The organism is Oleiphilus sp. HI0117 (genome assembly GCF_001635235.1).
The window spans coordinates 1-21,767 of record NZ_LWGA01000731.1 but is presented as its reverse complement, the minus strand read 5'-3'; the positions used below and the strand labels follow the sequence as shown (position 1 = coordinate 21,767).

Annotated in this window: 17 protein-coding genes and 1 pseudogene; 12 read left to right on the top strand and 6 right to left on the bottom strand. The window is 45.1% G+C overall.

Annotation, left to right across the window (positions count from 1 at the left end; genetic code table 11):
• Positions 1-308, top strand: a pseudogene (locus A3757_RS26725) (ABC transporter permease); the annotation flags it as partial.
• A complete protein-coding gene (locus tag A3757_RS11155) occupies positions 305-1,096 on the top strand; it encodes an ABC transporter ATP-binding protein (RefSeq protein ID WP_068553467.1) in 792 nt (263 codons plus the stop codon). The pseudogene A3757_RS26725 and the gene A3757_RS11155, both read left to right, overlap by 4 nt.
• Positions 1,097-1,122: 26 nt before the next feature.
• On the opposite strand, the gene A3757_RS11150 is transcribed toward A3757_RS11155, so the two are convergent.
• The 3 genes from A3757_RS11150 to A3757_RS11140 form a co-directional block, all read right to left on the bottom strand.
• Positions 1,123-2,079, bottom strand: coding sequence for an ion transporter (locus A3757_RS11150; RefSeq protein WP_068516791.1), 957 nt, complete (start codon positions 2,077-2,079; stop codon positions 1,123-1,125).
• Between the two features lie 82 nt (positions 2,080-2,161).
• On the bottom strand, positions 2,162-3,889 hold the full coding sequence (locus A3757_RS11145) for a bifunctional protein-serine/threonine kinase/phosphatase (RefSeq protein ID WP_068516789.1): 1,728 nt from the start codon (positions 3,887-3,889) through the stop codon (positions 2,162-2,164).
• 100 nt (positions 3,890-3,989) lie between these two features.
• Positions 3,990-5,465, bottom strand: coding sequence for a NarK family nitrate/nitrite MFS transporter (locus tag A3757_RS11140; RefSeq protein ID WP_068516787.1), 1,476 nt, complete (start codon positions 5,463-5,465; stop codon positions 3,990-3,992).
• Between the two features lie 344 nt (positions 5,466-5,809).
• Here A3757_RS11140 and A3757_RS11135 point away from each other — a divergent pair, with 344 nt between their 5' ends.
• The 10 genes from A3757_RS11135 to A3757_RS11090 all read left to right on the top strand — a co-directional run bounded on the left by A3757_RS11135 (position 5,810) and on the right by A3757_RS11090 (position 18,769).
• Positions 5,810-7,075, top strand: coding sequence for a nitrate/nitrite transporter (locus tag A3757_RS11135; protein ID WP_068516785.1), 1,266 nt, complete (start codon positions 5,810-5,812; stop codon positions 7,073-7,075).
• Positions 7,076-7,127: 52 nt separating this feature from the next.
• Positions 7,128-7,688, top strand: a complete 561-nt coding sequence (gene moaB, locus A3757_RS11130) for a molybdenum cofactor biosynthesis protein B (RefSeq protein WP_068516783.1) — start codon at positions 7,128-7,130, stop codon at positions 7,686-7,688.
• A 203-nt stretch (positions 7,689-7,891) separates the two neighbouring features.
• The gene (locus A3757_RS11125; protein ID WP_068516782.1) at positions 7,892-9,073 is read left to right on the top strand and encodes an alginate export family protein; all 1,182 of its coding nucleotides are present in this window, start codon (positions 7,892-7,894) and stop codon (positions 9,071-9,073) included.
• Positions 9,074-9,309: 236 nt separating this feature from the next.
• Positions 9,310-9,921: a hypothetical protein gene (locus tag A3757_RS11120; protein WP_068516779.1), complete on the top strand. Its 612-nt coding sequence runs from the start codon at positions 9,310-9,312 to the stop codon at positions 9,919-9,921.
• A gap of 8 nt (positions 9,922-9,929) precedes the next feature.
• Positions 9,930-10,670, top strand: coding sequence for an MBL fold metallo-hydrolase (locus A3757_RS11115; protein WP_068516776.1), 741 nt, complete (start codon positions 9,930-9,932; stop codon positions 10,668-10,670).
• A 22-nt stretch (positions 10,671-10,692) separates the two neighbouring features.
• Entirely contained in the window at positions 10,693-12,069 is a 1,377-nt protein-coding gene (gene yegQ, locus A3757_RS11110) for a tRNA 5-hydroxyuridine modification protein YegQ (protein ID WP_068516773.1), read from the top strand.
• A 339-nt stretch (positions 12,070-12,408) separates the two neighbouring features.
• The gene (locus tag A3757_RS11105; protein ID WP_068516770.1) at positions 12,409-13,593 is read left to right on the top strand and encodes an NnrS family protein; all 1,185 of its coding nucleotides are present in this window, start codon (positions 12,409-12,411) and stop codon (positions 13,591-13,593) included.
• Positions 13,594-13,871: 278 nt separating this feature from the next.
• Positions 13,872-14,909, top strand: a complete 1,038-nt coding sequence (gene pyrC / locus A3757_RS11100) for a dihydroorotase (RefSeq protein WP_068516767.1) — start codon at positions 13,872-13,874, stop codon at positions 14,907-14,909.
• Positions 14,910-15,142: 233 nt separating this feature from the next.
• Positions 15,143-16,258, top strand: a complete 1,116-nt coding sequence (locus tag A3757_RS11095; protein ID WP_068516764.1) for a methyl-accepting chemotaxis protein — start codon at positions 15,143-15,145, stop codon at positions 16,256-16,258.
• Positions 16,259-16,600: 342 nt separating this feature from the next.
• Positions 16,601-18,769: an immunoglobulin domain-containing protein gene (locus A3757_RS11090; protein WP_197470008.1), complete on the top strand. Its 2,169-nt coding sequence runs from the start codon at positions 16,601-16,603 to the stop codon at positions 18,767-18,769.
• Between the two features lie 81 nt (positions 18,770-18,850).
• On the opposite strand, the gene A3757_RS11085 is transcribed toward A3757_RS11090, so the two are convergent.
• The 3 genes from A3757_RS11085 to A3757_RS11075 all read right to left on the bottom strand — a co-directional run.
• Positions 18,851-19,885 (bottom strand): hypothetical protein, encoded by a 1,035-nt coding sequence (locus A3757_RS11085; protein ID WP_068516759.1) that lies wholly within the window; start codon positions 19,883-19,885, stop codon positions 18,851-18,853.
• Positions 19,886-19,998: 113 nt separating this feature from the next.
• The gene (locus A3757_RS11080) at positions 19,999-20,727 is read right to left on the bottom strand and encodes an SGNH/GDSL hydrolase family protein (protein WP_068516756.1); all 729 of its coding nucleotides are present in this window, start codon (positions 20,725-20,727) and stop codon (positions 19,999-20,001) included.
• A 194-nt stretch (positions 20,728-20,921) separates the two neighbouring features.
• Positions 20,922-21,767, bottom strand: an 846-nt coding sequence (locus A3757_RS11075) for an RND family transporter (protein WP_156506282.1), incomplete at its 5' end; no start/stop codon positions are given.

The following is a 21,767-nucleotide window of genomic DNA, read 5'->3' as shown; positions in this document are numbered from 1 at the left end:
GCGCTTTATTTGCTCAAAGTCAGGGTAGCGCTGATGTAACTATGGGGGTCGGCATCATTATTATCGGCCTTGCTTCTGTGATAGGCGGCGAAGCCTTGATTAGCCCGAAGAACCTGTTTCGCTGGATCCTTGCCTGCCTGATTGGCTCACTACTCTATCGCCTGGTTATTGCCGTGGCACTTAACGGTGAATTATTAGGCCTTAAAGCTCAAGATCTCAATTTGATCACGGCTATTTTGGTAACGCTCGCAATTGTTGCCCCAAATATCAAAAGCGCCATTAAAGCACGCACGAGGTTCGGCCAATGATCTCAATGAGCAAGGTAGATGTTAGTTTTAATCTCGGCAGCCCCTTAGAAAACCATGTATTAAAGGGAATCGACCTGACTATTCCTAAGCATCAATTCATTACAGTTATTGGCAGCAACGGTGCAGGTAAATCAACCTTACTGAACGCCCTGTCTGGTGAAGTCGCTGTTCAAACAGGACAAATTCACTTAGATGATCAAGACATCACTAAGCTTCCTGTACATAAAAGAGCCCGATGGATAGCGCGAGTCTTCCAAGACCCCTTAACTGGCACCTGTGAAGACCTGACGATTGAGGAAAACCTTGCACTAGCGCAGGCACGCACCTCACGAAGGGGGTTACAGCGAGCCGCTCGAAGAGAGTTCAAACAAAGCTTTATTAATAAGTTGAAGAGCCTGGAGCTTGGCCTGGAATATCGTTTAGAAGATAAAATTGGACTGTTGTCAGGCGGTCAACGACAAGCGGTCAGCCTCCTAATGGCAGCGCTTCAACCTTCAAAATTACTACTGCTTGACGAACATACTGCTGCCCTGGACCCGAAAACAGCCAAATTTATCCTTAACTTAAGCGAAGAGATTATTCGTAGCGAAAAACTAACTGCCTTAATGGTTACACACAGCATGAATCAGGCCTTAAGCGTTGGCGATAGAACCTTGATGCTTCATCAGGGCCAGGTTGTTCTTGATGTCAGTGGCAAGCAGCGCGAAGGTATGAACAGCCAAGACTTACTGGATCAATTCCATAAGAATCATGACGCCTTGGATGACGATAAATTAGTACTTTCCTAAACTGGCACTGACTCTTACAAAGACATTTAGTGCCGAAAGTGACTCACAACACCCGTCGCCTGATCGAGTGTTAAGCCATATTCAGACACTAAATACGCCACTTCTCGCTGCTCAGACTGACTCATACTCAAATGCAAAGAAGGCTCTTCCTCTTTATTCTTTCCAGCGACTACCTCTAATTGGCCGCGACGAATACGCAGTTTTCTTCGTCGCTCATGCTCCTGCTCTCGAACAAGCTGGACAAATGAGGATGCGAAAATACCAGCGGGCATCGCTGCGATCCCGACACCACAAACCATGACCAGCGCACCAAAAAGCTGTCCTCCGACAGTAATAGGCGTCACATCTCCATAGCCAACGGTCGTCAGTGTCACAACAGCCCACCATAAACAAGCAGGGATACTGCCAAAGGCTTCAGGCTGTTCAACCTTCTCGAAGATATAAATGCCTGTCGCGGCGATAAACATTAAGATCATCATCACCAAACCTGCTGCCAGTAAGGTGTTCTTATTCTCACGAAAGACACGAGCAATCATCAATAATGATGCAGAATAGCGGGTTAGCTTAAGCACCCTTACCATCGATATCAGCTTAAGAATACGCAGATCACCAAAAGCATCGCCCGGCAGTAGCAGTAAGAGGAGTAAAGGCAAGAAAGAGAAAAGATCGATTAGGCCCATCGGCGAACGAATATATAGCCAACGCTTTCGCCCGCTAGTCATATGAGTCGCATGAGGTGTTTCTGCCGCTACCCAATAACGCAACAGATACTCAAATGCAAAAACGACCACAAAGCAGATATTAGCAATGAGTACCCAGTCGCCCATTTGCTCCCTGAAGCCTGGCAGAGAACCAAGTACGACTTCAAGAATATTAAGAATAATAACTAATGAGAGAAAGACCGTCACTATCAAGGAAGGAAAGAAATCGGCCGAAGGCTCGTTGAGGCAGCGATACCAAAAAGCGCGGGCAGTAGTACTCATGTCGTTAACACTTCTTTTATTGTAATAGCGACAATATAGCTCGACTCAAGCCTTCATCCAAGCTCAAATCAAAGCATTTACATCAACTGTTCTGGCTAAACAGGTAAATGAGCAGCAAGAAAGTAACAAACCAGAAACCTGACAGAAGCTTCCAGAACATTAAAGTATTGGCACTCTTCTGCACCACTGGGTCCGCTTTCAGAAACTCAGGGTTTGGCTGCAGCAGGTCCTTCATAAAGTCATCGATCGTTCTATACCGTTCTTCAAGATCAAAAGACGTCCCTCTCTTCAAAGCACCGTCAAACCATTCTGGTATCACCGGGTTATTTGAACTGGCTTCAGTGTACCGTAACTGATCATAATCAAAGGCACTTCTGCACTGCTCTATTTTATCTCCATAAGGCAAGGTGCCTGTAAACATTTCATAGGTAATGGTTGCTAGCGAGTAGACGTCCCCCTGGATCCCGGGGTTATGTCCGCGTAGATAAAGCGGGTCTGAGTAGCCAGCTGTACCCAAAACGCCATCAGGAATAATAGGGCTCACGCACTCAGACAAACCGGCAACAAATACTGACCCGAAGTCCAACACCAAGGCCTTGCCCTCTTCAGTCACCATAATATTTCCGGGCTTCAAGTCTTGATGTACCGCCTCGTTTTGATGAAACGCTTTTAAGCCCTCTGCAACTTGTTTAACGATATTGATAGCACGCTTTGGACTCGGTGGCTGGTTCTTTCTCAGCCATTTATCTAAGCCCTCTCCCTCGACATACTCCATGAGGTAATATAGAAAACTGCGCTTGCGGTCTTGTCGAATAATCTTGACCACATTAGGGTGCTGTATGCGAATACCTATCCATTCTTCCTGGATAAACCGGTCAATATAAGCGGTATCTTCCTCAAAGTTTGGTGAGGGCGTCTTCATCGCCAACAGCTCGCCTGACACTTCATCTTTTACTAGATACAACTGGCTTCGACTCGAAGCAAATAACTCTTTTTGGACGACAAAACCATCCAGTTTCATACCCTTTTCTAAAGCTGGCGGGAAAGGTAGGCGTGTCAGTTTCGCACTATAATCATCAAGGTTTTCGAAAGGCAGCTGTTCAACAATACCCACAACGGCACTGATATTGTCATCGGTTTCGCCTTCTCGTGCCAAATCTAGAAATTTGTCCGCGATAAACTCAGCCGGCTGGTCCATCGCCAGCGTTTCGATTATTCTCGCTTCCTCGATAAAGTCATGTACACCATCACTACACAGCAATAAGCGATCACCGGCTTCAAGAGGAATTCGCCCATAATCGAGGTGCAAGCGATTATCCATACCGATGGCGCGAGTAAGAAAAGTTTTACCGCCGCCTAAAGAAGCGACATGATCAGTAGTACATTGGGCGAATTCGCCTTCTCTCAGCAAAAATATTCGACTATCGCCAACATGAAAAAAGTGCGCGGTACGACCTTTGATGACGATGGAGCTGAATGTAGATAAGTAACCTTTAGTATCAGACGAGAACTCGTGACTCTTACGAAAAAGCTTGAGGTTAATCGTTGATAGAATCTGCTCTCCGCACTTACTGACTGACCAGGTGTCAGGCGTCTGGAAATATTCCTCAATAAAACGTTCAACAGCCGTATGGCTTGCTTCGCGCCCCGCTTCAGCTGATGAAACACCGTCGGCAACGACGAGTGCACAACCTTTATTGTTAAGCAGATAGCTATCTTCTGGAACCTTGACGCCAGCCGAGTCTTCATTGATCGGTTTTATACCGGCGTCTGTTGAAAATGCAGCATCAATCTTAAGAATCTGGGCCATCGAGAAATCCTGAGTTTAGTGCTATAGCGTTACCTTAACGCAAAAATGCCCGCCGATGAAATAAGCCACCAGCAGGCACTCTAGACTAGCAAGTTTCTAACTAGCCAACATCAATCATATGAACTGTGCCATCTGGCAGTACTTCAGAGATCTGTCCTTTTGGCTCATCCATCATTGCAGCAATGAAGAATACAATCAGTGCAGAACAACCGATCACCAAGAAGAAAGTACTGTAATCTACAAAGCTCAAAACAGTTAGGTAAGTTACTGCACCGACGTTACCATACGCTCCGGCCATACCTGCAATCTGACCTGTCATACGACGTTTGATCAGTGGAACTACCGCAAATACCGCACCTTCACCAGCCTGAACAAAGAACGAACAGCACATGGTTGCAATCACAGCAGCGGGGATCCACCAAGATGAATCAACCTGGCTCAATACAAAGTAGCCACATGCCAAACCACCAATCAAGAACATTAGAGCTTTACGACGACCAATGTGATCAGAGAACCAACCGCCAGTTGGACGTGCAACCAAGTTCATGAAGGCAAAGCCTGAAGCCAATAGGCCCGCTTTGACAGGATCAAGACTTTCAAAAGTTTCCAAGAAGAATAGAGGCAACATTGATACAACCGCTAGTTCTGAACCGAAGGTAACGAAGTAAGACCAGTCTAGAATCGCAACTTGCTTAAAGTGGTACTTATCAAGCTCTTGGACACCGTTTGTCAGATTTTCTTTATTTACATTCCAGATAGAGTAAGTTTGGAAAACATATAGAGCGACCAAACCCGCCCAAATAACGTAAACAGCAGTCTGACTTAAGAGAGCAACACCCGTTGGAGATAGTTTCCAAGCCAACACAGCTAAGGCTGCATACATTGGAATATTCATGAACAAGTATAGGTAAAAGTCACCCCAGCTTGTTACTTCCAAACCACCTGCTTTCTTAGGCTTAAAGTAGGTTGAACCTTTTGGCGTATCACGTACTACCTGATAGTAAATAAGGCCATAGATACTAGCAACAATACCTGTTGTACCTAATGCATATCTCCAGCCATCTTCTCCACCGTACATCATTGCCAGCGTAGGCAATAGCATAGCCGATGCAGCTGAGCCAAAGTTACCCCAACCACCGTAGATACCTTCTGCGATACCGACAGACTTATGAGGAAACCATTCGCCAACCATGCGGATACCGATTACAAACCCGGCACCAACAAAGCCCATTAAAAAGCGCATCATTGCGAGCTGCTCATAAGATTGAGCCAGTGCGAATGCTATACACACGACGCCTGCCAGTACAAGTAAAGTACTATAAACCTTTCTGGGCCCTAGTTTATCCACCAAAATACCGATGACGATACGTGCTGGAATTGTTAGCGCAACGTTCAGAATCATCAGGGCTTTGACCTGCTGACTCGACATATCAAACGCTTCTTTCATAAACACCAAAAGCGGAGCATGGTTAAACCAAACCATGAAGGTTAAGAAAAAAGCAAACCACGTAAAGTGGAGTGTTTTAATCTTGGGGTCGCCAAAAGCGAACAGGTTTATTTTAAGATCAGTGGACATAAAGCCTCCTATACAAAAAAGGGGTATGACGCTATTCTGCTTCGTGTGTAGGGTTTCCTACTTGATATGAGTCAAGTAAGGCAGGGCCTGAGAATGCCCCGGCACAGCGCATATACCTACTTTATTTTTTACTCCCTTGCCACAAAGCCAGCAGGCATCACAAAGCCTACTCACTTATAGGTAGGCGACTCATACCCCCTAACTCAAAAGGGTTAGAACAAACATGCACAAGGTTTTTTTGATTTAATAGGTATCAATCACTTTAATAGATAAACGAGCTCCTCTGTACCAACAATACCTTTGAGGATAAACCGAGTTAAACAGCCTTCGATCAGAGCGTCATAATGAATTTTGAGATCCCTGGCGCAGCCAGAGCCTTAACCATTGCCACCATAGCATTTGCTGCTAATTTTTCGGTATGGACACTCTATGCCGTTTTGGGGCTTGAACTTCAAAACAGCTTAAGCCTAAGCGCAACACAGTTAGGATTATTCTTTTCGGCCCCGGTTCTAACCGGTGCACTAGGGCGTATTCCTGCTGGCTGGCTTAGCGAGCGCTACAACCCCAAGAGCCTATTCACCCTACAAATGCTTCTTAGCACACCGCCACTATTCATCCTGCCTCACATCGAGACTCTGGAAGGCTACCTATTACTTGGCTTGTGGATCGGTATTAGTGGCACATCTTTTACCATCGGCATTCGTTATATCACCGACTGGTTTGAAAGTAACCGACAAGGCACTGCCATGGGTATATTTGGTGCAGGTAACACCGGCTCAGCCATTACCCTTGCACTTGCCCCAATTATTGTTGCGAACTGGGGTTGGGACAGCATTGGTCCTATCTATGGGGTTGGTTTACTCATTATGGCTTTTCTGTTCTGGCTAATAGCACCTACCCGCCCCTATACCCCGACAAAACTTCAAGCCGAACTTAGCACCCTACAAGCACTTAAATCCATCCAGATTTGGCGCTTCGGTCTATATTACTACTTTGTCTTCGGTAGCTTTTTAGCGCTAATCCTCTGGCTCCCACAGTATTATGCTTCCGCTTATAAACTCAGCTATAGCCAAGCGATGGCCTTTACGCTTTTCTTTGTTGCCACCTCTGGCATGGTTCGAGCATTAGGAGGCTGGTTTGCAGACCGCTATGGTGGTCGCACCGTTAACTGGGCAGTATTCTGGATATGCTTAGTTTGCTTGTTCTTCTTGTGCTATCCGCCGACCACGATGACCATACATGGCGTGCATCAAGATGTAGAACTGGCTATCGAAATTAACGTCTGGTTCTTCAGTACATTGATATTTATTATCGGTATAGCCCAGGGCTTTGGGCGAGCAAGTGTGTATAAGACAATTCATGAATACTACCCTCAGCAAATGGGGCTTGTTGGTGGCTTAGTGGCTGCAATTGGCGCCTTAGGCGGCTGCACACTCCCTATCGCTTTTGGCCTAGCCGTTGACTGGATCGGCATCCATAGCGCATGCTTCATGGTTTTATATGGTGTGCTCGCTTGCTGTATGACTGTCATGTTCCTTGCTATCAAGACTGATCGCTTTAACCAGCGCGTGCAACATGCCACCAGTCATAACTTCCTAGATGATGATTAAGCATCATCTTTAAACTTTATTACTACATTGCTTATACAAGAGAGATATCCCTATGGGTCACAACGTCAGCCAAGAAACCATCCCTTTAAACATTGCCGTATTAACGGTTTCAGACACTCGCACTGAAGACAATGACACATCAGGCCAACTTCTGGTAGAAAAGTTAAACTCGGCTGGGCACAAGCTCGCAGACAAAAAGATTGTCATTGACGACATATATAAAATTCGCGCTGCGCTCTCGACATGGATTGCGAGTGATGACACCCAAGTTATTATCATTACCGGTGGTACAGGCTTTACTAGCCGAGATAGCACCCCTGAAGCCGTTACCCCTTTGCTTGATAAGGTCGTCGATGGTTTCGGCGAGCTTTTCCGACAAATATCTCTTGAGCAAATTGGCACCTCAACCGTCCAGTCTAGAGCACTAGCGGGCATGGCAAACAAGACCTTACTATTCTGCCTACCAGGTAGCACCAATGCCTGCCGCACTGCCTGGGATAATATAATCGACTCACAAATTGACAGCCGTCAAGGCCCTTGCAACTTTGTACCCCAGCTAAAAGGCATTGATTTCGCTGCATGTCTTGATCGAGAAAAAAGAGATAACTCTTAGATTTTCAAATACTTAAACTAAAACTTCGAGTTCATCTTAAAACACTATACCTCCAGACTTACCCATCAGGAGGTATAGCCCCTTACTCCCTTTATCCGATTGCCCCCCCAAAACCAAAAGCGTTAAATAGGTCACATCCCTTGCAAATTTAAGACACAAGAGCAAGGAGTCTTTTAGAACTTATATCAATTAGGATATCGCTTATGAAGAACGCTTTAAGTCTATCAATCTCGATGATCGCTCTCGGACTCTCTGCAGCAGCTCCAACGTTTGCAGCAGAAGAGGCAGACTCAATTACTGCCGCGATTGCGGGCGGCGATGCATCCCTTGCGCTACGTTATCGTTTTGAATATGTAGATGATTTCACCAACCGTGAAGCTTTAGCATCCACAGTGAAAACACGTTTAACCTACAAGACGCTTTCATACAATGGCGTATCCACTACGCTAGAAATGGATAACAACAGTGTTGTCGGTGAAGACAACTACAGCGACAGTGGAGCTGATCCAGATGAAGAAGCAGTAGTGCTCGATGCTACGTATACTGAAATTAACCAGGCATATATCGATTTTGCTGCGCCAGCTGATACGCTCGTTCGCTACGGTCGCCAGCGCATCAACCTAGATGGCCAGCGTATGCTAGGCGGCGTGGGCTGGAGACAAAACGAACAAACTTATGATGCTTTTACCCTAGTTAACACAGCACTACCAGACACAACATTGATATTCTCTAATGTTTATAACGTAAACACCTTTACCGGAGGCGATATCGACGGCAACGACCATCAAGTTTACTACGTAAACAACAAGAGTATTGACGGCTTGGGCTTAAGCGCTTACTTCTTGGACCTGAAAGATATTCATGACACTTTCGGTATCCGAGCAAACGGTAAAGTGAAAGCAAGTGACGACCTTACTGTCCTTTATACCGCTGAATTTGCCCAACAAACTACTGACGATGATAATGAGCATGAAACGAATTATCTTAACCTTGAAGCAGGTGTAAATGTTTCAGGCTTTACCGCTAAGCTGGGTTACGAAACTCTTGGCTCAGATGACGGTAATGCCATGTTTAAGACACCTCTTGCAACCAAGCATAAGTTCAACGGTTGGGCTGACAAGTTTGCTGCTGAAAAAGGAACTGACGGCTTAGTAGACACCTCGCTTAGCATTTCAACCAAAAACTACGGTCCTAAGATCGCGGTAATCTACCACCAGTTTGACGCCGATGAAGGTAGTGCAGATTTAGGTAGTGAAATTGACATTCTAGTTGCCAAGAAGTTTTCTGATAACTACACAGGGCTAATCAAGCTTGCCGATTACAGTAAAGGAGACTCGGGCGAGGATACTACGAAAATTTGGGTGCAGCTCGCAGCTAAATTCTAGTCTCTTAGGTTAATTTTTACTGCTAGCGGAGGTTTCTTCCACCTCCGCTTTTTTTATGCCCGATAGCCACAAAATATCCCCGTGAATTCCAGCATTTTTTTTGATCAGTGCTAAACTAAACGAATCAATAAAAACAAAGCACTTACGAGAGCCTCAGATACCGGATAGAACTAAGTCTTATCTTTTTAAATCTGGCCCTAAATACGCTACGTAAGTGAGTTTGGGAGACACTGCCAATGCTTAGCGAGAACACCCAACAAACCGTCATTGCAGCAAAGGTTGCCGCTGAGCTCTATCATGCTCAGGAGATTACTCGAAGCTTATCTATTTCTTCCAAAAATTTGCGCGTACTCGCTAAACGTATTGGCGAAAGCGCAGCCGGTCTAGCTGTTTTGGCAACCTTTTATGATGAGTGTTCACGTGAATCCATATCCTTGGCCGACCTGGTGAGTACCATGACTGTTGAAACCGCCAATAAAGCCGTTCGCGAGTGGCGTACCAGTTTATTTGAAGAGAAGCTTGAAAAAGCCTATAGAGTGATGGAACCGGACAAAGTACCTCAGATCGTCCAACAACACATCCAGGGGCGCCCTCAACGCGAGCAGCAAAGCCGTGAACGCATTGCACGCTTTAACCGCGAACTAAATGACCTTCTGACGGAAATGCAAAAGAATATTCGTAGCATCGCCGTTATTGCTGTTAATTCCAAAATCGAAGCGCCTCGAACTGGCGAACATAGCCCTGTTTTACTCGATATGGCGCATAACGTTGAAGAGATGATCAAGCGCATCCTTTACCATATCGATAAAGCGTTAAAGTTTTTATCTACTAACAATAAACTAATCTAGGCACGCACATGAAATCTCAAGCAATATATCAAGAAAAGCATCAATGGATCTATTTCGGAAGAGACCCTGACAAGCCTGAAAAAATTATTGATTCGAATCAGTTTATGATCGTGAATAATCAACAAGCTGTTTTACTCGATCCTGGCGGTGTTGAGCTTTTTGCTCCTATGTTAAGCTCTGTCGTCAAATACATTCCTTTAGAGCAAATCACTCACTTGTTTGCTTCTCACCAGGACCCAGACATCATTTCGTCTTTGGGTCTTTGGGATCAGGTTATCCCAGATGCGAAACTTCATGGCCCTTGGCTTTGGGAAGGCTTCATACGACATTTCGGCATGAACAATATTTCTTACGAGGCGATACAGGATGAAGGCCGAACATTGGATCTGGCGGGCCTGTCTTTACAACTGATTCCCGCACACTACCTTCACTCTTCGGGCAACTACCATGTATATGACCCTGTCGCGAAGATCCTGTTCACTGGCGATGTTGGTGCGGCTCTTGAGCCTATCGACAGCCCAATGTTCGTCGATGATTTTGATGCACATATCCCGAAAATGAAAATGTTCCATCAACGCTGGATGCCTTCCAATGCAGCCAAAAATGACTGGATCAACCGCGTCAGAAAATTAGAGATCGACATGCTTCTTCCCCAGCACGGCCGAATATTCAAAGGTGAAAATGTTGGGAAATTCCTGGACTGGTTCGAGCAATTACAGGTAGGATCCGCCATTTCGCAGAAAGAATAGCCTTAATTTCGAATCGGAACACATGAAAAAACCTGAATTATTATCTCCCGCAGGCTCGCTCCAGAATATGGAGTACGCCTTCGCCTATGGCGCAGATGCAGTTTATGCTGGCCAACCACGGTACAGTTTGCGCGTCAGAGAAAACGAATTTAACCATATTGAAAACCTTGCTAAGGGCGTTGCTCGCGCACACAAGCTTGGCAAACAGTTCTATATCGCATCGAACATTAGCCCGCACAATGACAAGGTAAAAAGTTACCTTCGCGACATGGAGCAAGTCATTGCTATGAAGCCAGATGCGCTGATTATGTCTGACCCCGGCATTATCATGATGGTGCGAGAAAAATGGCCTGATGTGCCTGTTCACCTTTCAGTTCAAGCAAACGCGGTAAATTGGGCAACAGTGAAATTCTGGCAACAACAGGGCCTGACACGCGTCATTCTTTCGCGGGAACTATCCTTGGATGAAATTGCGGAAATTAAACAACGCGTTCCTGAAATGGAAATTGAAGTTTTCGTTCACGGTGCTTTGTGTATTGCCTACTCTGGCCGTTGTTTATTGTCCGGTTATATGACCCATAGAGACTCAAACCAGGGCGCTTGCACAAATTCCTGTCGCTGGAAGTACCAGACTCACGAAGCAGAACAGACTGATGGCGGAGAAATTGTTCCAAGCCAAGCAGTTGAAACCTACGACCCTAATGTTCAAACACTTTCACTTTCGGAAAGTTCTGACGTCCTAGAAAAAGTTTCCCCTTTATACCTACTACAGGAAAAAGGCAGACCTGGTGAGTACATGCCTGCTTATGAAGATGAGCACGGCACCTACATCATGAACTCCAAAGACCTACGAGCTGTTCAGCATGTTCAGCGCCTGATGGATATAGGTGTTGAGTCCCTGAAGATTGAAGGCCGTACCAAATCGTACTATTACGCTGCAAGAACTGCTCAAGTATACCGACAAGCGATCAATGATGCCGCCGCCGGCCATGAGTTCAACATGGCCTTGATGGACGACCTCGAAGGCATGGCTAATAGAGGTTTCACAGAGGGTTTTTACCGCCGCCATGTACCTGATGAATACCAAAACTATGAGACAGGCAATTCAACCTCAACTCAGCAACTATTCGTCGCAGACGTTCTGGAAGGTGACCTTGGCACAAATCGCATCAAACTTGAGGCGAAAAACAAGCTTTCTACTGGAGATCAGCTCACGCTGCTAACACCGGTAGGTAATATTTCCTTCACCGCAGCACAGCTATTCAACAGCAAGAACGGCCGAGAAATTGAGTCAGCTCTTGGCTCGGGTTATAAAGTTGAACTCGAGGTTCCGGAGCTTTCCAAGCTTAAGCTTACTCACGAAGCGCTTGAAAAAGGCTTAATTGTTAGAAATATCTAATCAAGGACAAATCTTCCTGTAAGCAGAGCCCGCTCCTCAAGGGCGGGCCTCCTGCAAAAGTGCTGATAGCATCCTAAGGCAGGCTCGGCCTTTGGCCGCGCACTATAAAAAGGCTCTGAGTCTTGTACCTTAATAGATCATTTGCTACTTTTTAGGTATTGATTCTTCCTTGCCCCCCCTCTAGCCTTAAAGATTGATTACTTAGTAGGCAGAGCTTTCCATAGCTCGCTAGCGGGCTAGTACATGCCTTCAGCTAAGCACGGTATGAAACCCGCTACCTACACAAAATAACCATAGTCATAGTGATACAATCCTCACTAGCTGGCATAGGAATCGTCAATGCAACCTAAACACGAGCTCAGCTCTCAACACCCAGCATTATTCAACCTTGGCTTTCGTGCATTTTTCGCCGGTGCTAGCCTCCTTTCTTTAGTCAGCATCGCCGTATGGTTACTCTTTCTAAACCAAGCCTGGTCTTTTAATTCAAATAGCATCAGCCCTTTTCAATGGCACGCTCATGAAATGATCTATGGCTACGCCGTGGCAGTAATCGCCGGCTTTTTGTTAACCGCAGTAAAAAACTGGACCGGCCTACAGACTCCTCACGGCAAACCGCTCATGATCCTCTTTTCTTTGTGGGCCCTGGCACGCCTAATGTGGCTGATTAACGTACTATCACTCGCTGCATTCTTCGACCTCATCTTTATCGTTTGTCTCGGCTACGCTATTGCCAAGCCGATCATCCAAGTCAAACAATGGCGTCAAATGGCGATTCTTTCGAAGCTAGTGCTGATTGCAGTCGGGAATGCCTTTTTCTATGCTCAAGCACTTGGTTTTAGTGATTCAGGTGCACATACATCCCTCTACGCAGGCCTCTATATCGTTGTCGGTCTGATCCTGACCATCGGGCGTCGGATTATTCCTCTTTTTATTGAACGAGGGGTAGGCTACGAAGTGACCTTGTTTAACTCTAGAATTCTCGATATCTCAAGTATGCTGGTCTTTTTAGTGTTTTTTATCGCAACCCTCTTTACCAACTATATCACCCTCGCGCAGACTGCTGCGGCACTCATGGTCATTATCACGACCATACGTATGATCGGCTGGTATACATCAGGTATATGGAAATCCCCTTTGCTATGGAGTTTCTTCGTAACCCTGGGTTCAATTACCATCGGCTTTTTAATTTTTGTATTTGAAACCAGACTTTCACTGTCGCCTTATTTGTCCATACATGCTTTTGCTGTCGGCGCTATTGGCGTTATGACCATGGGCATGATGGCACGCGTATCAACGGGCCATACAGGGCGAAACCTTAAGCATCTACCAAAGACTTTAGGGCCCGCCCTGCTTATTCTTTCTCTGGCTGCCATCATTAGGTTTTTTCTACCAGCCATTGCTCCGGGTAGTCACTTGCTTTGGGTCAATATTTCCGGTGGTCTGTGGATCATAGCATTTTCATTATTCTGCCTAGCCTTTATTCCCGTATGGACAAGCCCCCGTGTAGATGGGAAATACGGATAAAAAAATGCGCCGGTCACATTTCAATTAACCCGAAAGGTCGCACAATTGAGCGTTTGAGAATTTTACGTGCCAAGCAGTCAAACGGAGATATGCCTAATACCAGCGGGCTTACCTCTCAGACCATGCAGGCCTGCTTGGCAAAATAGAGTTGGCAAAGTAAGCGCCTGAGATCCCTCCAGACAAGTTAGTCATCCATACCTTGTCCTCCCACCCTGAATTTCCTGAAGCCTATATTTTCAGGCATAATATAAGCTTAAATTTTTGATTCAGGATATCCCATGCAAGAAATCACTATTCAAGCCCCCGATGACTGGCACCTTCACTTTCGAGATGGAGACATGCTCGCAGAAACTGTCCCGGCAACCGCTCGGTGCTTTAAGCGAGCGATAGTGATGCCTAACCTTGTCCCGCCTGTTGTTAACACAGAAATGGCACTTGCTTATAAAGCCAGAATTGAAAACGCTATACCTGAAGGAGTCGATTTCACTCCCTTAATGACCCTATATCTGACAAACGATACAAAGCCCGAAGACATTACTCGCGCCAAGCAAGCGGGCATTATTGCAGCCAAGCTTTACCCAGCAGGAGCAACAACCAATTCCGATGCTGCAGTTTCAGCCTTGAACGAGCTTTACCCGGTTTTTGAGGCAATGCAAGCTTGCGACATGTTATTACTGATTCACGGTGAAGTGACCTCTCATGAGGTTGATATCTTTGATCGGGAAAAGTTTTTTATTGAACAACACCTAGCCCCTATCACCGAAAAATTTACCGAGCTAAGAGTTGTTTTTGAGCATATCACAACCTCTGAAGCTGCTCAGTTTGTACAAGCAGGCTCAGACAAACTGGCCGCAACGATCACTCCCCAACACCTGCTCCTTAATCGTAATGACCTGCTCGTAGGCGGTATTCGGCCCCATAACTTCTGCCTACCTGTACTTAAACGCAACACCCACCAAACAGCGCTTAGAGAAGCTGTAAAGAGTGGCTCAAGCAAATTCTTCCTTGGAACCGACTCAGCACCTCACGAAAAGGCGAAAAAAGAGTCATCTTGCGGCTGTGCTGGCTGCTACAGTGCCTGGAGCGCTATAGAGCTTTATGCGCAAGTATTTGAGGACCTTGGAGCGATCGACAAGTTCGAAGGCTTTGCCAGCCATCACGGCCCAGATTTTTACCAACTACCACGCAATACCAGTACTATCACACTTCAAAAAGAAGAATGGACCATCCCGGAGCAAATCATTCTCCCTAATGGCAATCCAATTGTTCCTTTTTATGCCGGGCAAACAGTTAACTGGAAGCTAAAAACAAAATAACTCCAGATCTCACCGTCTTGGCCGATATAAGCCAAGACGCCGCTGATTGCGGTCGTTATTTTTTCTACAAACATTGTAGAAATACGTAAGCATACTAGACTTATTCAAACAAGCTAAAACGATTGCTTCTAGTGACACTGAGGCCAGACTTGCTCGCTAAATAGGCTCGTCTTGTCGTTCGCACTCGAAACATTTTAGCGCTCGGTTCTTACACTGGTGATAAAGGTCACTCAATGAAATATGAATACGCTTGTCTGCTTTTCCTGCAGGTTCTCGCAACTGGCTGGCTAGTCATCGCACCGCCGCTACCAAGCTACGTCATCGTTCCCTTAGTGTTCATGACAATGATCGTTGGCTTTATGATTTGGCAACGCATTGAGCGATCTTTAGTGCCCTATGACCAAACACCGCGAGCAAAACGGGCGGCAAGAGAAAAGCAGGCGCAAATTGAGTTATTCGATAAAATCCACCATATGATGGATGAAAAAATTGCGCTTATCGCCCAGCTTGCAGAGGATACTGAAAAACTTACACACTCGCTTTCTGACGATACGACACAAACTGCAGAGACAATCGAACGGGCAGACAGCTATGCTAAATCATTATCAAAATCTTTAGATGAAAACCTTGAGCCCAGCACACTAGAAAGCCTCAACAACTTTGGAGAAGTTTCGAATCAGGCCTTAGCCCAGCTGATTCAGCAATTTGAAAACATTCAGGCGGCTTCTGTTACTTTAAACCAGAACTTTGACGATATTGATGCACGTTTTCATGAAGTAGTTGAGCATCTAGAAGATATAAACAAGATCAACTCACAAACCAACCTCCTTGCGCTCAATGCCGCGATTGAAGCCGCTCGAGCAGGCGATGCAGGAAGAGGGTTTAGCGTTGTTGCAGATGAAGTGCGCACGCTTTCAGTTCAAACAGATGATTTTAATGACAAGATCAGCGCTAAACTGGCAGAAACCGAAACCATGTTCAAAGAGTCTGTTGAGTGTCTGGATATTGCTGCCCAAGCCGACCTATCCAACACCCACCAAGCAAAGGAGACATTGCTAAGCTTATGGGAGCATTTGCAACCTGAGGACCCAGAAAATAATCCCAACCTGCCCTTGATCGCCTCTCTCAAAGAGGAAATAGAGCAGTTATATAACATTTCAAATACCGAGAAACTGTCCAGCGATGCAATTCAACAGAAAGCATACAAAGTTTATCAGGATTCGCAGCACTTCAAGGACTTCTTCGGTCCTATATTGAGTGATTTCAAGCAGCTATATAGCTGTAAAGACGAAGACCAGCAAGAAATTCTCCGACGCGCACTCTCTAAGCGAGTAAATAAAATCCCCTAAGTCTTACTTTTACTGGTACAGACAAGACAAAGCTATTACGTAATGTTAATATCACTTTCACACAAAGTTACAATTCTTTAGTTAGAATTTTAACTATCGGATAAGGATTTCAGGATCTTGGCTCATACATACCTATAAGATATAGAGATTAGCAGCGTTACTCTATTAATAACTGCACATTACGCAGAAGCCCGTTTTAGATTCTTTACGTTTATTCCAACTGTTGAAATCGCGCATACCACTATACATTTGCGGTTTTTAGCCCTTTCTTGCGTCATTTTATAGGAAGGGGCGAGTTGTTGAATTATGCCTGTCCATAATGAATATTTCGAATGTACAACTATGAAAGCAAAAGATACAAGTCAAATAGCACTCTCCAAACTATGTACACTGCTAATGTGTTTGTTCTTAAGTGGCTGCGAATTTTTTGATAGCGACCGGCAAGATAACAATGTTGATGGACGTGCTGTTAAAGGCGTCATCAGCAACGGCATAATCAGCGCATACCGAGCCGAAGATAATAGCCTGATCACACAAACACGCAGCGACTCATCCGGCTATTTTTCACTAGACTTAAACGAACTTGAAGATGGCACGCTCGTTCTACTCTCACTAAGCGTAGATACTGATACTCGCATGCTTTGCGACCTGGTAGAAGGCTGTATTGAAAAAATATCTGGCCAAACACTTTCGTTTGGTGAAGCAGTCAGACTCCCAGCTTATTTTCAACTCTTAGGTCTAACAAGCAAGCAAACCCACTCCACAACGTTTCTTTCACCTTTAAGTCACCTTATTGTTAAAACTGCGCAGTCTCTGCCTCAGGGCTTAAATGCGCAAAACATAGTAACAGCCACTCAGTGGGTCATGGAAAGTTTTGACTTAGAGAGCGACCCCTTAACTACCCCAACACTTGACCTAACAAAGCTCTCGGATGCAAGTGACGAATCTCTAAAGCAAGCAATTCTAAGCGCTTCTCTTTATGAGCACGCGCTTGATACAGAGTGGATAGGCACGAACCAATTGCTTGATCATATTCCCTTAGCGAACGTGTTCTACACAGCAAGCGACCTAGCAGAGCAGCTTTCTGCATACCTGGACACCTACTCTGACAACGGAAATAGTTATGCTAGCGCACTGAGCAGTATCACCAATGATGCTCAAAATATTGCAGAAGATCTCGACAGCGCTGAGCTTCAAATTCAAACTCAACCGCAGTCCATACATACCAGTGAATCACAAAGCTTTTCTTTGTTTGTTCTCGCATCCGGAGCGGGAAGCTTAAGCTATCAGTGGCAGAAGGATGGCGAGAATATCCCGGGCGCGACAGCAAGCTCCTACAATAAAACGAGCGCTCAACTTAGCGATTCTGGTTTATATAGTGTCACCATTTCCAACAGTGAGGAAACTATCCACTCGCTAGAAGCCCTTGTCTCAGTGGAAGAAAACGTGTTACCCGTCAGCATATCCCAGCAACCTAGCGCTAGCATCGTCACTGAAGGGGAAACAATCTCTCTCAGCGTCTTAGCGACTGGCGGAGATCCAATCAGCTATCAATGGCAAAAGAACGGCTCCTTAATTCCTGGCGCAACACATAGCACTTTAACGATTAGCCCAAGTTCAATAAGTGACACGGGAAGTTACCGAGTATCGATTAGCAACAATGTTTCCCAGGTTTATTCAAACTTTGTCAGCGTTACCGTCAATGAACAACTTGCAGCACCCAGCATTAACTCGCACCCCGTTTCATTAACAGTATCCGAAGGAAGCTCCGCTTCATTTAGCGTCAACGCTGGCGGTGGAGGCTTTCTGACTTACCAATGGCGACACAATGGCACGGATATTAGCGGCGCATATAGCAATACCTTAAGCCTAAACTCAGTCGAGTTAAGTGATGCAGGGAGCTATGATGTGACAGTTAGTAACACGCAAGGCTCCGCTACATCTTTCAGTGCAAACCTAAGCGTATTATCTATAAGTGTACCGGTAAGCATAACCCAGCAGCCCTATTCACAAGAGATCAACGCGGGTGAAAGTGTAGACTTAACAGTTCGCACTAGCGGAGACGGCCCATTCTCATATCAGTGGCTATTCAATGGCGAAGAGTTAGTTGGCGCTAATTCGCAGGACTTGAGCATCAGCAATGCGGGTATCGAAGATACCGGCTTATATTCTGTAGTCGTCAGTAATGCCAGCAGTGAAGCTTACTCACAAGAAGCCTTGGTCTCGGTTAACTCTCTACCTTCTTCACTCGAGCTAAGCTGGTCTGCGCCAAGCACACGTGAAGACGGCAGCGCACTGGAAAGTAGTGAAATTTCAGCATATGTTATCGAATATGCTTATAACAACACCGAGCTAAACCAAAGCATTCGTATTAACAGCACAGGTAGTGAGACCTACAACTACATAATCAGCGATGTGCAATCAGGAACAATGTACCTGCGTATTGCAACAGTCGATAGCAATGAGATTCAAAGCCAATTCTCTGAAACGATTTCTATCGACATCCCTTAAAGCACTTGTTAACGCTATTCAGCCACAGAGGTGAATAGCGTATCTCCTCTCCTTAGCTAGAAGTGTTGGCATACGCGACTCTTAGTTATTACCAAACTTCCTAGGCCTGTTAAAACGCCAGAAGTCCATTTCCTCTTCCCTTTGAATCGTAACAGCTTCATGCTCAAAGTATTTTTGCCTAAGCTCGGCAAGAGACTCATCAAGCTGTTCTGCATCAAGGCTCGCCACCAATTCAGCTCGCTCAGCCATATAGGCGTAACCAGTTTGCCATCTCGCCTCACGTTCTTGGTCCTTTGCAGCAAGTGTTTCAATTTGCTCTTCTGAATAACCTAACTGGCGCCGAATATTATCTATCTCTATCTGTCGCTCTTCAGCAGGCATTTCAGACAAACCCTTTTGAACAGAGCTAAGGTTAAAAAAGGCTCGAGAGATTACCCCTTCACTAAGGGCTGCGTCCTGGACACTTCCAGCTAAATTTTCATCAATTGCACTACGAAGTTGAAATAGCTTTTCATCCAGGCTCGTCTCATTTGATTGATCTAGCTGATGAAAAACTTCCTGCATTCTAAGTTTGCTTTGGTTAAGGTTATCTTTCTCATCTTGCCAAATTAGTTCGGCATCACTGCCAAAAATTTCTCTACGCTTTTCCCAGAGCATACCGTTTTTTGCTAAAGGAGATAATTCTTCCAGGTATAAATACTCTTCTGAAACCCAGTTTTGGTAGCGCTCTAAACCTTCAATGACACGAAAAATAGACTCGGCAAATTCAGGGAACGCTGCAAGCACAAGGCGAGTAAAACGCTCCTCCCCACTTTCCGGATACTTTTCCAATATATAACGTTTTACTGTTAAAAGACTCGCTTGAACCTTCAACTCGGCAATATGTTCTTTATAGTCTGCTCTTAGCTGAGCTAATATCTGAAGATCAAAGTCATCGTATTCCGAAGCGCCTAACTCAGTTTCGTTAACAGCTTGAACCGGCACCTCCAGGCTATAATTTCCTAAGATACTCTCTGGCTCCAGAGAGGTATTTGCTATATCCATCGAGTTAACGCTCAACTGATAGACAGTAACACTACCAGCTACCACTACCAGCCCAATAATCGATTTCTTCATTGATTATCATTCCTTAAAATGAAAACAACCCACTTGCTTCACAAGTGGGTTGCCTAATTAAGATATCCAATAGATAGCCTGCTACGATATCAGGTCGCAGGCCCTATCCTCTTTTATAACATTGGCTGCAATACTGGCCAAATAAGGTCAGCGAGCTTTTGCGAGCCACTGGTCGCAGGATGGATACCATCAATAATAATATCGCGGTCATTGATTACTGAGCGAGGGTCGATAAAGGTACAATTTGCTGTAGAGTTCGCACATGCCTGGGCTAAACGCATATCGCCATAATCAACCGCTTCTTCCACATCATCCAACCAAAGTAGTGCATTTTTAGGGTAGTAGTAGCCAAGGAAGATAACGTTTTCAACACCATTTGCATCGATATTATTCAACAAATTAACGACATCAACATACAAGTCGTCAATCAGGTTTTTACAAGAAGAGCTTAAACCCCACCACTGATACCACTCTGTCTTACAGTTGTACCAGTCAAACATAGTAATGATAGGGATAAGAATATCGTTACCTGCAGCATCCATAACGATCGTCTGGATATTCGGATTATCGTTCTTGGCAATCTCGAATTGCGTTGCAATATCAGTTGCATAGATACCGCCCGTTACTTCTGCACCCGAGATAGTATATTGACGGAACGTTTCTCCAGCATAGTCTTCAAGAATATCCTGAATCTTACCGGATAAAGCGAAAATCGAATCCCCAATGGTTACAACTTGATCGTTGTCAGCGTCTGTTACACGGTCATTGCTGACTAGACTACCAACACCGCCACAGCCTGTGAGTCCCGCAGAAATAAGTAATAATGCGATTATTTTCTTCATAATGAGTCCTTTTTATTTTATGTAATGATTGTTTTGTATAATCTTTTTACACAACATCAGCCCACGCTAGACTTGATGTAAAAAAGGCACATTAGCATTATTAGCCGGCGCCTCTCCATGACAGCACTTGCCTGTTTTTGACATTTGCGGTCACGAGTTCAAAGTTGTCGACCCGGTCTCGACTCTGAGTTATCTCAGGCCAGGTCATCTCGATACACAACAAGCTCATCCTCCTCACCATCTTTGACAAAGTAATAGGCGAGCATGGGTAATAGGGTAATTGAGCCAAGCATATTCCAAAGAAACATGAAGGTTAACAGTATCCCCATATCCGCTTGAAATTTGATCGGCGAAAAGATCCAGGTTGTAGTACCGATAGCCAGGGTCAGCCCTGTAAAAGCAACGGCTTTACCCGTTGAGTGGAGCGTATGGAAATAAGCTCTCTGTAAAGTCATGCCTTGCGTTAGGTACTCCTCTAGACGAGAGTAGATATAGATACCGTAATCGACACCTAAGCCCACACCCAAAGCAATAATTGGTAAGGTTGAAACCTTCACACCAATGCCTAAAAAGGCCATCAAGGCCGTACATAGAATGGAAGTCATCATCAAAGGCATAACAATGCAAACAACGGCTCGCATAGAGCGGTAGGCGAGCAAAACCATCATTCCGACAATCACATAAACAATAACCATCATAAAAGTCTGTGATTCAGCTATCACCTGGTTAGTCGCGACTTCAATACCTGCATTTCCAGCCGCCAACAATATTTGCACCTCATCTGACTCAAAGGTCTCCGTGTAAGCCTCTACCACATCAACCGTTCGCTGCAAGGTTTCCGCTTTATGGTCATTAAGAAAAATGAAAATAGGGGCTAAGCTGCAATCGCGATTAATAAAGCCCGAAGGCACGTGCTGCAAAGAAGTGTCGATAATTTTCTGGTTTCTCGATAATTCAAACCACTTATAACTCCCTTCATTAAATGCTTTGGTGACCGCCTTTGAAATATTCACTATCGAAACACTTAATTGAACACCCTC